Source organism: Halorubrum trueperi (assembly GCF_042662525.1).
Classification (GTDB): Archaea; Halobacteriota; Halobacteria; order Halobacteriales; family Haloferacaceae; genus Halorubrum; species Halorubrum trueperi.
Genome location: NZ_JBHSXI010000006.1, coordinates 51,447 through 64,489, shown reverse-complemented (window position 1 = coordinate 64,489; position 13,043 = coordinate 51,447). Strand labels below are relative to the sequence as shown.

The 13,043-nt window shown below is 70.3% G+C and carries 12 protein-coding genes; 7 read left to right on the top strand and 5 right to left on the bottom strand.

The genetic code is table 11. The annotated features are described in order from the left end of the window. The first annotated feature begins 41 nt into the window (after positions 1 to 41). Positions 42 to 311 carry a hypothetical protein gene (locus ACFQEY_RS06220; RefSeq protein ID WP_379765945.1) on the top strand — a complete coding sequence of 90 codons (270 nt, stop codon included), beginning with the start codon at positions 42 to 44 and terminating at the stop codon, positions 309 to 311. A 61-nt stretch (positions 312 to 372) separates the two neighbouring features. Next, on the top strand, positions 373 to 1,116 hold the full coding sequence (locus tag ACFQEY_RS06215; RefSeq protein ID WP_379765942.1) for a DNA polymerase sliding clamp: 744 nt from the start codon (positions 373 to 375) through the stop codon (positions 1,114 to 1,116). A 54-nt stretch (positions 1,117 to 1,170) separates the two neighbouring features. Here the strand turns inward: ACFQEY_RS06215 and ACFQEY_RS06210 are convergent, their stop codons facing one another. The 3 genes from ACFQEY_RS06210 to ACFQEY_RS06200 form a co-directional block, all read right to left on the bottom strand. Next, entirely contained in the window at positions 1,171 to 3,063 is a 1,893-nt protein-coding gene (locus ACFQEY_RS06210) for a histidine kinase N-terminal 7TM domain-containing protein (protein WP_379765939.1), read from the bottom strand. Positions 3,064 to 3,104: 41 nt separating this feature from the next. After that, positions 3,105 to 4,517 (bottom strand): MFS transporter, encoded by a 1,413-nt coding sequence (locus tag ACFQEY_RS06205; RefSeq protein WP_379765936.1) that lies wholly within the window; start codon positions 4,515 to 4,517, stop codon positions 3,105 to 3,107. Positions 4,518 to 4,627: 110 nt separating this feature from the next. After that, entirely contained in the window at positions 4,628 to 5,221 is a 594-nt protein-coding gene (locus ACFQEY_RS06200) for a DUF7474 family protein (protein ID WP_379765933.1), read from the bottom strand. 147 nt (positions 5,222 to 5,368) lie between these two features. On the opposite strand from ACFQEY_RS06200, the gene mdh reads away from it, so the two are divergent. Together mdh and ACFQEY_RS06190 are read left to right on the top strand one after the other, a co-directional pair. Next, positions 5,369 to 6,283 (top strand): malate dehydrogenase, encoded by a 915-nt coding sequence (mdh, locus tag ACFQEY_RS06195; RefSeq protein ID WP_379765930.1) that lies wholly within the window; start codon positions 5,369 to 5,371, stop codon positions 6,281 to 6,283. Positions 6,284 to 6,432: 149 nt separating this feature from the next. Continuing rightward, positions 6,433 to 7,464, top strand: a complete 1,032-nt coding sequence (locus ACFQEY_RS06190; RefSeq protein ID WP_379765927.1) for a YkgJ family cysteine cluster protein — start codon at positions 6,433 to 6,435, stop codon at positions 7,462 to 7,464. 135 nt (positions 7,465 to 7,599) lie between these two features. On the opposite strand, the gene serB is transcribed toward ACFQEY_RS06190, so the two are convergent. After that, a complete protein-coding gene (gene serB, locus ACFQEY_RS06185) occupies positions 7,600 to 8,247 on the bottom strand; it encodes a phosphoserine phosphatase SerB (RefSeq protein WP_379765924.1) in 648 nt (215 codons plus the stop codon). A gap of 125 nt (positions 8,248 to 8,372) precedes the next feature. On the opposite strand from serB, the gene ACFQEY_RS06180 reads away from it, so the two are divergent. Then, the gene (locus tag ACFQEY_RS06180) at positions 8,373 to 8,576 is read left to right on the top strand and encodes a DUF7554 family protein (RefSeq protein ID WP_379765921.1); all 204 of its coding nucleotides are present in this window, start codon (positions 8,373 to 8,375) and stop codon (positions 8,574 to 8,576) included. 3 nt (positions 8,577 to 8,579) lie between these two features. After that, positions 8,580 to 9,167, top strand: coding sequence for a 2'-5' RNA ligase family protein (locus ACFQEY_RS06175; RefSeq protein WP_379765918.1), 588 nt, complete (start codon positions 8,580 to 8,582; stop codon positions 9,165 to 9,167). A 102-nt stretch (positions 9,168 to 9,269) separates the two neighbouring features. Here ACFQEY_RS06175 and ACFQEY_RS06170 read toward each other — a convergent pair whose 3' ends face one another. Continuing rightward, a complete protein-coding gene (locus ACFQEY_RS06170; RefSeq protein ID WP_379765915.1) occupies positions 9,270 to 10,940 on the bottom strand; it encodes a methyl-accepting chemotaxis protein in 1,671 nt (556 codons plus the stop codon). Between the two features lie 138 nt (positions 10,941 to 11,078). On the opposite strand from ACFQEY_RS06170, the gene ACFQEY_RS06165 reads away from it, so the two are divergent. After that, on the top strand, positions 11,079 to 12,920 hold the full coding sequence (locus tag ACFQEY_RS06165; RefSeq protein WP_379765912.1) for an excinuclease ABC subunit C: 1,842 nt from the start codon (positions 11,079 to 11,081) through the stop codon (positions 12,918 to 12,920). Positions 12,921 to 13,043 lie beyond the last annotated feature (123 nt).

The following is a 13,043-nucleotide window of genomic DNA, read 5'->3' as shown; positions in this document are numbered from 1 at the left end:
AATCGTCGTGTGCGGCCCGCGAGTCGGCCGCAGTCGATCCCATGCACGACGAGCTATCCGCGTCCGCGACGACCGCCGAATCGACCGGCGAGCACCGAGCGAACAGCGCGACGGAGTCAGAAAAGGGGAACGAATCCCAGGACCGGGGTGACGGGGTAGACCCGCCAGACTGCGACGCCGAGAATGACCCACCCGAGGGAACGGAGGACCGCGAGTCGGACCGATTCGCCTACCGGCTCGAGCGGGTCCGGCTGTGGCGAACCGTAGTCACGCTCGCGGTCGTCGTCGCCCGTCTCATCCGGTCGCTTTGAGCGTTTCCGTGCCGGCCCGATCGGGTGCCTTTTTAGGTGATACCGCCCTAGCCGAACGTATATGTTCAAGGCCATCGTGGGCGCGTCGACGTTTCAGGACGCGCTCGATTCGGTGAGCGTGCTGGTCGACGAGTGTAAGATCCGCCTGAACGAGGAGGAACTCTCCATCCGGGCCGTCGATCCGGCCAACGTCGGCATGGTCGATCTCACCCTCGAAGCCGCGGCGTTCGAGTCCTACGAGGCCGACGGCGGCGTCATCGGCGTCAATCTCGCCCGCCTGGAGGACATCGCCGGGATGGCCAACACGGGCGATCTGATCCACCTCGAACTCGACGAGGAGACCCGCAAGCTCCACATCGAGATCGACGGGCTCTCGTACACCCTCGCGCTCATCGATCCCGACTCCATTCGCCAAGAACCGGACATCCCGGACCTCGATCTCGCCGCAGAGATCGTCGTCGAGGGGGCTCAGATCGACCGCGGGATCACGGCAGCCGACATGGTTTCCGACCACATCCGCCTCCGCGTCGACGAGACCGACGAGGCGTTTTACATCGAGGCCGAGGGCGACACCGACGACGTCGACCTCGAACTCATCCGGGAGGACCTCATCGCGCTCACCGCTGGTCCCGCCGACTCGCTGTTCAGCCTCGACTACCTGAAGGACATGAACAAGGCGATCCCGTCCGACGCCGAGGTCACCATCGAACTCGGCGAGGAGTTCCCCGTCAAGCTCCACTACGGATTCGCGGAAGGGCTGGGGAACGTTACGTTCATGCTCGCACCGAGGATTCAGAGCGACTGAGGCGGCCACCGACGGCGTTTTTCGGATGCTGGATTCGCCTACCACCACGTCCGCTCACCGTCCTTCGACAACCGGAATCGTCACCGTCACCCGCGTTCCTCGCGGGTCGCGATCGGCGTAGTCGACCTCCGCGCCGAGCGCCGTGGCCGCCCACTCGACGACCCACAGCCCCAGCCCCGAGCCGTGTTCGAGCGCCGTCTCGCGACCGGACTCGACCGCCTCCACCTCGTGATCGGGGATACCGGGGCCGTCGTCGTCGACGGTGAGCACGAATCGGGCGGGACGGCCCTCGGCGTCGGTGTCGTCTCCCGCGTCACTTTCATCGTCTTCCGCGTCGCCGTCTGTGCCGCCCCCCGCGTCGCGGGCGACCACCTTCTCCCTGCGGAGCGACACCCGCGCCCACGGACCCCCGTCCTCCCGCTCGATGCCCTCGCCGTCGTGGTGGTCGATCGCGTTCTCGACGGTGTTCTCGGCGATCGCTCGGAGCGCGTCGGTTCTGAGCCGGACCGTCCAGTCGGTGGCTTCCTCTTCCGTACCGTCCCGCGCAGCCTCGCCGGCCCCGAACTCGACGGTCGCCTCGGGGTCGCGCTCGCGCGCGCTGGCGACGACGGACGCAACGAGCTCGTCGACCGCGACGGCGGTCGCGTCGCCGGGAGAGAGCAGTCGCTCGACGGTGCCGGCCTTCTCGCCGAGCGCGGCCAGCGCGCCCGATCGCCGCTCGATCGCGTCCGCCATCCGAACCAGCTTCGGGTCGTCGAGCCGGTCCGCGAGGAGTTCGCCGTAGCCGCGGACGACGCCGGCGTCGTTCCGGAGGTTGTGGCGCAGGATGCGGTTGAGCACCTCCAGCTGCTGGCGGCGGCGCTCGCGTTCGGTGACGTCCGAGAAGACGACCGTGTACCCGACCCGAGTCCCGTTGGGATCTGTCAGCGGCGAGGTCGACACCGCGTACGTGCGGCGGTCAGCGCCCGTTCCGAGCGCGACCGTCTCACGGGCCGATCCGTCATCGCTCTCGCGCCCGTCTCCAGCCTCGCGCCCGTCTCCAGCCTCGCGCCCGTCTCCAGCCTCGCACCCGCCGTCGACGTCGATCGGCGCGTCGAGGAACGCGCCGAGCGGGCGATCGCGAGCGGTCTCGGCGTCGACGCCCAGCAGAGACTCGGCGGCGGGGTTGAGCCGGACGACGCGGCGGTCGAGCGCGAGCGCGACGATCGGGTCGGCGAGGTCGTCGATCGCAGTGCGATCGGCGGCGCGGCTGGTCGTCGGATTTCGGTCGAACATCTCCGCCCGGTCGAACGCGTACGCGTCGAGCAACACGTGCGGAACGAACATGAGCGGGGCGAGTTGAAGCTGCGGAACCGGTCCGAGTTCGAGGATCCAGGCGACGAGCGCGAACCCCGGCGGGAGCGAGCTCAGCGCGACCGCCGCGCTCTCCCGGCGGTACAGCGGACCGTAGCTCAACAGGGTGTCGACGAGCAGGAAGACGGCGCTGGCGACGAGCACGGTCTCCACGGCGACGACGACGTACGCCCACGGCCCGAACGCGTACGAGACCGTCTCGACGCCGAAGGCTGGGGCAAACCGGAACTCGATCCAGAACGCGCCGTGGAACGAGTTCGTGGCGAGGAGGGCCGTCGAGAGGAGGCCGAACCCGACGACGACGCCGAACAGCCGGCTGCGGACCACGTCGCCGCGCCCGGTGTACTCCAGCGCGAATCCGAGGAACGTGATCCCCGTCCAGACGATGCCGAGCCACGCGGTCGCCTCCAGCGCGGCGCGGAGGGAGGGATCGGCGACGAGCAGCCCGACGGCATACGAGAGGCACCACGTCGCCTGGGCGGCGAAGACGCCGAGAAACCAGTCGACACCGGGACGTCCCCGGTGTTCTCGAACCGCCCACGCGAGCCAGAGCGCCCCGACGCCGCCGGCCACCGAACCGACGACGGGAACCATTGTCGGTCACGACGGCGACCGACGGCGTAAACCTGTCGCGGTCAGGCGGTCGAATCGGCCGCGACCCCGCGCCCGAACACGACGGCGACGGGAACGAGGAGGACCGCGCCGATAAGGAACGGCGACGCGACGGCGACGGTGTAGAGGACGGCCATCAGGGGCGGACCGACGGTCCGGCCGAGGCTCGACGCGCCCTGCGTCACCCCGAACGCGGCCCCCTGTTCCGCGTCGCCGGCCGACGCGGAGACGAGGGTCGCCAGCGACACGTTCACGAGGGCGTTTCCGAGCGAGAGCGCCGCGAGCGCGACGAGCAGCGCCACCAACGGGAGCGTGAGCCACGCCGGTCCACCGACGGCGACGTCGCCGGCCGCCAGTTCGACGAGCCCGGTTGCGGGGATCGCGACGAGCGCGCCCGCGAGGACGACCGACCCGGCTGCGACGAGCGTTCGCGAGGGAACGATCCGCGAGAGCCGCCCGACGAGCACGCCCTGATTCACCGCGCCGAGGACGCCGACGTAGGTGAGCAGGAACGCGGCGGCCGTCGCGTCGTAGCCGAACGCGTCCGCGACGTACGGAATGAACATCACCTGCACGCCCGCGAACGCGACGGCGACGACGAAGTACGCGACCGTCAGCGGCCGGAGCGCCACGGAGTCGAGCGCGTCGCGGAACTGACCGATCGCGGTCGTGCGCGCGCTCCCAAGTTCATCCGGCGGGCGCGTCCGGTTCGGCTCCTCGAGGAAGACGAATCCGACGCCGACCGCGAGGAAGCTCATCCCCGCCGCCGCGAAGCTCGGCAGCGAGTACGCCGTCGCCGGGACGACCGCCGGGAGGAGGGCGTCGGCGCGGGCCACCACGGGATCGGCCGCGAGTAGGCCACCGATCGCCGGGCCGAAGACGAAGCCGAGCGCGAACGACGCGCCGACGAGCCCGAGCGCGCCCGCCCGCCGGTCTCGCGGCGTGATGTCGGCGACGTACGCCTGCGCGGCCGCGATGTTTCCGCCCATCGCCCCGGCGAGCGTCCGGGAGGCGAACAGGGTCGCCAGCGCCGCGACGGTTCCGAAGCGCGCGCCCGCCTCGCCGGCGTAGCCGAACGTCACCCACGCGAGTCCGGCGGCCGCGAGCGACGCGAGCAGGACGGGTCGACGCCCGATCCGGTCCGAGAGCCGTCCGAGCGTGGGCGCGGCGAGGAACTGTGCGAGCGAGTACGACGCCGCGAGCAGCCCGATGAAGGCGTCGCTGACGCCGAACGACCGCACGTAGAACGGGAGAATCGGGATCACAATCCCGAAACCGACCAGATCGATGAACACGACGCCGATGACCACTGCGAGCGCGCGCCGCGGGTTGGCGACGGCTGGGGGTCGTCCGGCGTCGTCGTCTCCGTCGGGGCGGACGACGGCATCCTCAACGTCGTCCGCGATCGATGCCGTGCCGGCCTCCGGATGTGCCACGGTGGTGAGACGCTCCGCACGGACTTAAAAAAACACACGGACGGAGAAGGTGAACGGATGGAGAAGGTGAACGGACAGGGACCGGAGGCTGCCGCGAGGGCGGGTCCGCGTTACAGGTGCCGCTCGATGACGCGCTTCGCCGACTGTCCCTTCTCCTTCCAGCCGTACCCCTCGTCGTACACGTGCCGCTTGGCGTCGACGAGCTCGCCGGGCGTGGCCTCCTCGAAGCCGCCGCGGTCCCACGCGCCGGACTCGTGGAGCCACTCGACGACGTTCTCGCGAGTCTCGGGCCACGAGAGCCCGACCATCTCGTACCACGCCACCATCGCGAAGACGGCGTTGTCGTGACAGCCCGGGACGGAGCCGTGCTCGTAGACGGTTCGCATCGGGTCTCGGGTCGGCTCGGAGACGAGCTCCTTGAACTCAGCGGCGGTGAGCAGCCGGAGCCGGTCGCCGTCCTCGACGACGCGCTGCTCGCGTTCGAGCGTACCCAGCGCGGCCTTGTGGAGACCGCCCCACTCTCCGTGAACGGCCTCGCGGAGCGTGGACTCGGCCATGCCGTCGGGTTCGGCGGTGAGGACGGTCAAGAGATCCGTGTACGCCTTCTCGACGGTCGGCCAGCTCACGCCCTCAAAGTCGCAGTCGACGTCGTGAAGGCTGTTGGTCGTCCGGCAGCCGGGGCACGGGTAGCGGAACGTCGGCACTATCGGTACTGGGACGCCGCCGGAGTTAGGGTTTTCGCGACGCCCCGAGGGAGACATAACAGTCGATGGCGAGACCGATTTCGACCGAGACATCGATTTCGATCCTTCCGAAACGTTTACTCACCGTCCGACACGACCTCACACGGTATGACAAAAGTGAGCGTCATCGGTGCGGCGGGGACCGTCGGGGCCGCGGCCGGCTACAACCTCGCGTTGCGCGACGTGGTCGACGAGCTGGTTTTCGTCGACATCCCGGACCAGCGAGAGACGACGATCGGGCAGGCCGCCGACGCGAACCACGGGATCGCCTACGACTCGAACACGACCGTTCGGCAGGGCGAGTACGCGGACACCGGCGGCTCGGACGTCGTCGTGATCACCGCCGGAATCCCGCGCAAGGAGGGGCAGACCCGGATCGATCTGGCCGGCGACAACGCCCCCATCATGGAGGACATCGGCTCGTCGCTGACCGAGCACAACGACGACTTCGTCACGGTCACCACCTCGAACCCGGTCGACCTGCTCAACCGCCACCTCTACGAGGCGGGCGACCGCGACCGCCATCGGGTGGTCGGATTTGGCGGGCGGCTCGACTCCGCGCGCTTCCGCTACGTCCTGTCCGAACGCTTCGACGCGCCCGTGAGGAACGTCGAGGCGACGATCCTCGGTGAGCACGGCGACGCGCAGGCACCCGTCTTTTCGAAGGTCCGCGTGAACGGGAGTGACCCCGACTTCGACGCCGACGAGAGAGAGCAGATCCTCGCCGACCTCCAGGAGTCGGCGATGGACGTGATCAGCCGGAAGGGCGCGACGCAGTGGGGGCCCGCCACCGGCGTCGCTCACACGGTCGAGGCGATCCTGAACGACACCGGCGAGGTGCTCCCCTGCTCGGTCGTGCTCGACGGCGAGTTCGGCTACGAGGACACCGCGCTCGGCGTCCCCGCGAAGCTCGGCTCGAACGGCGTCGAGGAGATTATCGAGTGGGAGCTCGACGAGTACGAGTCGGAACTGCTCGACGAGGCCGCCGAGAAGCTCTCCGAGCAATACGAGACGATCGCGTGAGCGCTCGCGCCGGGGGACATCCCGGCGGGACGCGGCGCGGCGGGACGCGTCCTGACGAGTCGCAGCCCGGCGGGACGCGTCTTGGCGAGTCGCGGCGGTAGCCCCGAATCCCTTTTATCCGTGGCAATCGTTCGCACACACGATCTCGCATGGACCTCCGCTGTGAGGGCTGTGCCGGCTGCTGTGTTGACTGGCGGCCGCTCGCACCCGAGGCCGCCGGGTCCGATCGCGCCGGCCGCCGCCCGCCGCTCGACGACACCTACGGCCTCGCTCCGCTCACCCGCGACGAGGTCGCCGCGTTCGTCGACGACGGCCTCGGTGACGCGATGACGCCGCGCCTGTTCGAGCCCGACGAGCGCGACGAGAGCGTCGCCGTCGACGGCGTCGATCTCGCGGCCGTCGGCGATCGGCCCGTTTTCGTGATCGGCCTCCGAAAACCCCCCAAGCCGGTCGCGCCGATCGGCACCGACGAACCGCGCTGGCTCGGCGGCTGCGTCTTCCTCGACCCGGCCACGCTCCAGTGCCGGATCCACGGGGACGATCGCTACCCCGAGACCTGCGCGTCCTACCCCGGCCACAACCTCGAACTCGGAGTCGAGACCGAGTGCGAGCGCGTCGAGACGGCCGAGAAGCTGAACGCCGGCGGCGGCGGCGGCGGTGGCGGTGGCGGTGGCGGCGGCGGCGGCGGTGGCGGTGGCGGTGGCGGCGGCGGTGGCGGTGGCGGCGGCGGTGGCGGCGGTGGCGGTGGTGGTGGCGGTGATGACCGCGATTGCGCCCAGCCGCGGCTCCTCGACGACGACCCTCCGGACGACCTTCCCGCGCCCGCGTTCGGGCCGCAGGCGCTTGGCACGACGGTCTTCGCGTACCCCGATCCCGTCGACCTCGACGACGTCGTGCATCGGCTTCGCGACGAGTCTGCAGACGCCGACGATCGCGCTCGGTTCGTCGGTGCCGCCGTCGGCTCCCGACCCGGATCGCTCTCGGTCGACCGCGACCGGATGGCCGAGGCCCGGCTCCGTGCCCGCGAAGCCGACTCGTGGGCCGGAAGCGCGATCCGGGAGTGGGAGCGCCGAGCCGGCGACGACGGCGCTCGCGTCGCCCTCGACGCGAACGCGCGCGATCGGCTGGTTCGACGGGTCGAAGACGACGCCGGCGCGCCCGGAACGGCGGGGTGGGAGTGAGGTCGAGAGCGAGGGAAGTGAAACGGATCAGCCACACGGATCGCCGGAGCTGCAGCAAGGCTCCGCCGCGCTATGCTACCGCGGTGTGCCGCCGCGCTCACGCCTTCGGATCCGTCGCGAGGGTCCGCGAGTCGCTCACGCCTCGGGAGAGAGGACGCCGTGACTCTCCAGTACCTTCCCGAGCCGGAACATCGAGGCGACGACGGCGTCACAGACCGGGCGCACCGCGTCCTTCGGAACGAATCCGACGGAGAGCCCGGCGACCTCCAGCATGGGGAGGTCGTTCGCGCCGTCGCCGATCGCGACCGTCGACGACATCGGCACGCCCAGATCGTCCGCGAGCGCCGCCAGCGCGTCGTCCTTCGTGCCCTCGATCAGGGGGCCCTCCGCGTCGCCCGTGAGCGCCCCGCCCGCCATCGGCAGGCGATTGGCGAGTATCGTGTCGGCCTCGACTCCCTCCTTTTCGAGGGCGCGCGCGACGCCGCGCTCGAACCCGCCGGTGAGCACGGCGACGTGGTGACCGTCGGCCTGCAGGCGCTCGATGAGCTCCCCGGCACCGGCTCGGAGCGTCACCTCGTCGAACGCGGCCGCGACTTCGTCCTCGGAGAGCCCGCGGAGCAGGTCCGCGCGTCGGTACAGGCTCTCCGCGTAGCTCAGTTCGTCGTTCATCGCCCGCTCGGTGATCGCCGCCACCTCGTCGGCGACGCCCGCCCGCTCGGCGAGGAGAACCGTCATCTCTGAATCGGACAGCGTGCCGTCGAAGTCGAACGCGATCAGGCTCATGGGTCCCGTTCGGCGCGGAGGGGTTTTTAACGGCGTGATTCGCGCAACGAGGCGTTCGCCGAGCGGCCGCGCTCCGAGCCCCGCTCCCGGTGGCCTTTTTGCCGCCGCGGACCGTCACCTCCGGCATGGACCGAACAGACGCGGACCGCGCGAACGTCGACGTCGACGACCTCCTGAAGGTGATCCTCGGGCTCGCGATCGTTTGGCTTCTCGTGGAGATCCTCGGGACGGTACTTGATCTCACGTTCGCGCTGCTGGACGCCCTCCCGAAACTCATCGCCGTCGCGATCGTCGTGCTGATCGCCTTACGGCTCGCCGACCGTCTCTGAGACGTGTTCAGCCTGAACGTTCCGCTCCCGCCCGCGGTGGGCCATTTCGCTGACGATCTCCACCCGAAACTAACGGGGTTCGATTCGGTCCGAGATCGGCACACGCTCGTCTGCAAGCGGTTCGGAGTCGAGGACGTGCCGGATCACGCCTTCGTCGGCGATCGCGACGGCGGGGGAACCGCCGACTTGCCCGGTTCAGACGCCCGACCGTCCAAATCCGACGCGCTCGCCGCGCTCCGCGAGAACCTTCGCTCGTCGCTTTCCGGGATAGGCCCGTTCGACGTCGCGGTGACCGGAGCGGAGACGTTCGACGCGCCCGCCTCGGGCTCTCGACCGGTGGTGTACCTCGCCGTCGAGAGCGACGACCTAGGTCGGGTCCACCGCCGTCTGTGCGCCGTCTACGGCGCGATCGAGGGGATCGAGGGCGACGCGTACGTGCCCCACGTCACGCTGGCGCGCGGCGGGAACCCCGAGCCGGGCGTCGTCGCCGACCTCGTCGCCGCCGAGTTCGAGCCGATCCGGTGGCGGGTCCACGCGCTCGACCTGTACGACCCCGAGTTCCGCGAGGTTGCGGCGACGATCGCGCTGTGAATCGCGCTCCGCTGGCGACGGCTGTTCGTTTCGTTCGCAGGCGGCTCGCGGGGGAACTGAGGCGACCTACTCGTTCGCGTCGACCTACTCGTTCGCGTCGACCTACTCGTTCGCGTCGAGTCGCTCGACGCGGGCGATGAGCTCGTCGACCGCGGCCTCCTGGTCGTCGGTGGCGGTCACGATGCGATCGGTCGCCACCTCGGTGCGGTCGGAGCGCTCGCGAACCGCCTCCAGCGAGGAGGTGAGCTCCTCGACGGTCGCGGCCTGATCGTCGGTCGTGCGGGCGACCTCGGCGATGCCGGCCGCTGCCTCGTCGACCGCCCCGGCGATTTCGTCGAGGGAGTCGAGGACCGACTCGATCTCCGCGCCGGCGTCCTCGATTCGGTCGTGCGAGCGCTCGACGGCGGTCGACGTCTCGTCGGACTGCGCCTGCAGTTCGTCGAGGCTCCCCGTGATGTCCTCCGTGTAGCCGCGGGTCTCGTCGGCGAGCTTCTTCACCTCCTCCGCGACGACCGCGAAGCCGTCCCCGCCCTCGCCGGCTCGGGCGGCCTCGATGTTGGCGTTCAACGCGAGCAGGTTCGTCTGCTCGGCCACGTCGGAGATCACCTCGATCACCTCCTCGATGTCGTCCATCCGCTCGGAGAGCGCGCCGACGCTGTCGACGAGCTCGTCGCCGATCTCGACGACGTCCTCGGTCGCCTCGCGGGCGTCCTCGCTGGCGTCGAGCCCCTCGTCGGCTGCCTCGCTGGCGGCGACCGCCGCGGAGTCGACCTGGTCGGCCGTCGCGGCGACCTCCTCCATGCCGGCCGAGAAGGACTGCATCTCGGAGACACTCTCCTCCAACAGCTCGTTCTGCTCGTCGACGTTCTCGGCGATTTCGTCGGCGGCGTCGCTCGCCTCCCGTACGGTCCCGTCGATCTCGCGGGCCTGCTCGTGGACGCTCTCGGAAAGGTCCTCCAAGTTCTCGGCCATCTCGTTGACGACGTCGACGACGCGGAGCAGATCGTCGTCGAGCGATTCGAACGACTCCGACCGAGTCGCGCGGGCGTCGAGGTTTCCGTCGCCGAGCGCCTCGGCAGTGCCGCGGATCTCCGCCAGCAGGTCGGCGGTCGCCTCCCGCTGAGCGATGTTCTCGGTGCGGTCGACGACGACCTCCGTCACGCCGACGAGCTCGTCGTCGTCGTACAGCGGCGTCGCCGTGAACTCGATGTGCTTTTCGTCGCCGTGGCGGTCGACCATCGTGCTCGCGTCGTGGTACTTGGTCCGGTCCGAGTCGCAGCGCTCGACCCCGTGCACCTCGTGGGCGTCCTCGGGCGCGTCGAGCACTTTGTCCGCGAGCGTGTCGGCCCGGCGACCGTCGGGGTAGAACAGCTCGGAGACGTGGTTGTGACCGATCGCGTCGGCGCGCTCGGTCCCCGTGAGGGCCACGATCGACTCGTTCCACTCGGCGACGTTGCCGTCGTCGTCGAGGATGAACGTCGGGACGCTCGTCGCGTTGAACACCTGCTCGAATCCGGCGCTCGCGAGCGTCTCGGCGCGGTCGACGCCGTCGGCGTCGGCGACCGTGTGCGCCTCGGCCTCCCTGGCGGCAGCGCCGTCGACGTCTTCCGTTCCCGTTACGCCGTCGACCGCTCCCGTTCCGGCGGCCTGTACCTCCCCGTTCGATCCCCTCGACGCGGACGGATCGCCGACGACCGTTCCGCCGTCCGGGACCGACTGCGAGTCCCGATCCCGCCCGAGCGCGCTCCGGAGGAGCCCTCGAAGTCCCGTCATCGTTGTGAGGGTTTCGTCGAATCTCCTAAATAAACTATCGCGTCCGATACTCACATTTGATAACTTGTCCGATGAGTGGATACCGGCGGTCCGGCGACCCCGCAGCGTTCAAACGCGTCCGGCGGCTACTCGTCTCCGATGGACGCCGACGCCGTGCGCGAGCGGGCCGGGGAGCTCCCGACCGAGCCCGGCGTCTACCAGTTTCGAGCGGGCGAGACGACGCTGTACGTCGGCAAGGCGGTCGACCTCCGGGACCGAACGCGGTCGTACGCGGATCCGCGCTCCGGGCGCATCCGCGGGATGGTCGGGCGGGCCGACCGGATCGAGTTCGCCGTGACGGACACCGAGACGCAGGCCCTGCTATTGGAAGCCAACCTCATCAAGCGGCTCCAACCGCGGTACAACGTCCGGCTGAAAGACGACAAGTCGTACCCGCTGGTCGCGTTCACGGACCATCCCGTCCCGCGGATCGAGGTCACCCGCGACCCCGAGGAGGGCGCGGTCGCGTACGGCCCGTTCACGAACAAGGGGCGGGTCGAGGCCGTGGTGAAGGCGATCCGCGACGAGTACCGGCTCCGCGGCTGCTCGGATCACAAGTACGCGAACCGCGACCGCCCCTGTCTGGACCACGAGATGGGGATCTGCTCGGCCCCCTGCACGGGCGAGATCGATCCCGGGGCCTACGCCGAGGACGTGGCCGCCGCCCGGCGGTTCTTCGAGGGCGAGACCGGCGTCCTCGCCGATCCCCTGCGCCGGCGGATGGAGACCGCGGCCGAGAACGCCGAATTCGAGCGCGCGGCCAACCTCCGGGACCGATTGGAGGCCGTCGAGGCGTTCCACGGCGAGGGCGGCGAGGCCGTGAGCGACCGGACCGACGACCGCACCGTCGACGTGCTGGCGGCCGCGGTCGAAGGCGACGTCGCCCGCGTGGCGCAGCTCCACAGCGAGCGCGGTCAGCTGGTCGATCGGAGTCGGCACCGGCTGGATGCAGCGGCGGTGGGGGAGGCCGGCGACGCGGGCAGAAGCGACGATACCGGCCCCGTCCCCGCCGACTTCGACCCCGCCGACCCCGCTCCCGCCGACCCTGCCGACCCCGCCGTCCCCGACGCCAACACCCCCGCCGCGGTGCTGTCGGCGTTCCTGACTCAGTACTACGCCGAGCGGGAGTTCCCGGACGCGGTGCTGTTGGCGGAGCGGCCGTCGGACCCGGACGTGGTCGACTGGCTGGAGGCGGAGGGTGTCGCGGTGCGGGTGCCCGGCGCGGGTCGGGAGGCAAAGCTCGTCGAGCTCGCGCTGAAGAACGCCCGCAAGCGCGGCGGTCACGACGACCCGGTCGGCACGCTCGGCGAGCGGCTCGGAACCGCCCGGCCGAGCCGGATCGAGGGGTTCGACGTGAGCCACGCGCAGGGGACCGCAGTGGTCGGATCCGACGTGTGTTTCGTCGACGGAAGTGCCGAGACAGCCGACTACCGACGGAAGAAGCTCACCGACCGCAACGACGACTACGCGAACATGCGCGAGCTGATCCGGTGGCGCGCCGAGCGCGCGATCGAGGGGCGGGACGACCGACCGGATCCCGACCTCCTCCTCATCGACGGGGGCGACGGGCAGCTCGGGGCCGCTCGCGACGCGCTCGCGGAGACGGGCTGGGACGTGCCCGTCGTCGCGCTCGCGAAGGCCGAGGAGCTGGTCGTCACCCCGACCGGCACGCGTCGATGGCCCGACGACGCCCCCGAACTCCACCTCCTCCAGCGGGTGCGCGACGAGGCGCACCGCTTCGCCGTCTCCTACCACCAGACCGTCCGCGACGAGGTCAGAACCGTCCTCGACGACGTGCCCGGCGTCGGCCCCCAGACCCGCCGCCGGCTCCTCAGACGATTCGGATCGGTCGAGAGCGTGCGCGAGGCCTCCCTCGACGACCTCACCGACGTCGACGGCGTCGGCGACGCGACCGCCCAGATCCTGCGAGAGCGCTTATAAATGAACGACGTGGTCGACGGTAGTTGCTTATAAAGAAACAGTGCGGTGGCGCACGCCGTGAGCGGGCCAGAGGCCCGCGAACGATCGTGCGAGGGAGTCGGACCGGCGCAGTCGCGCCGGTCC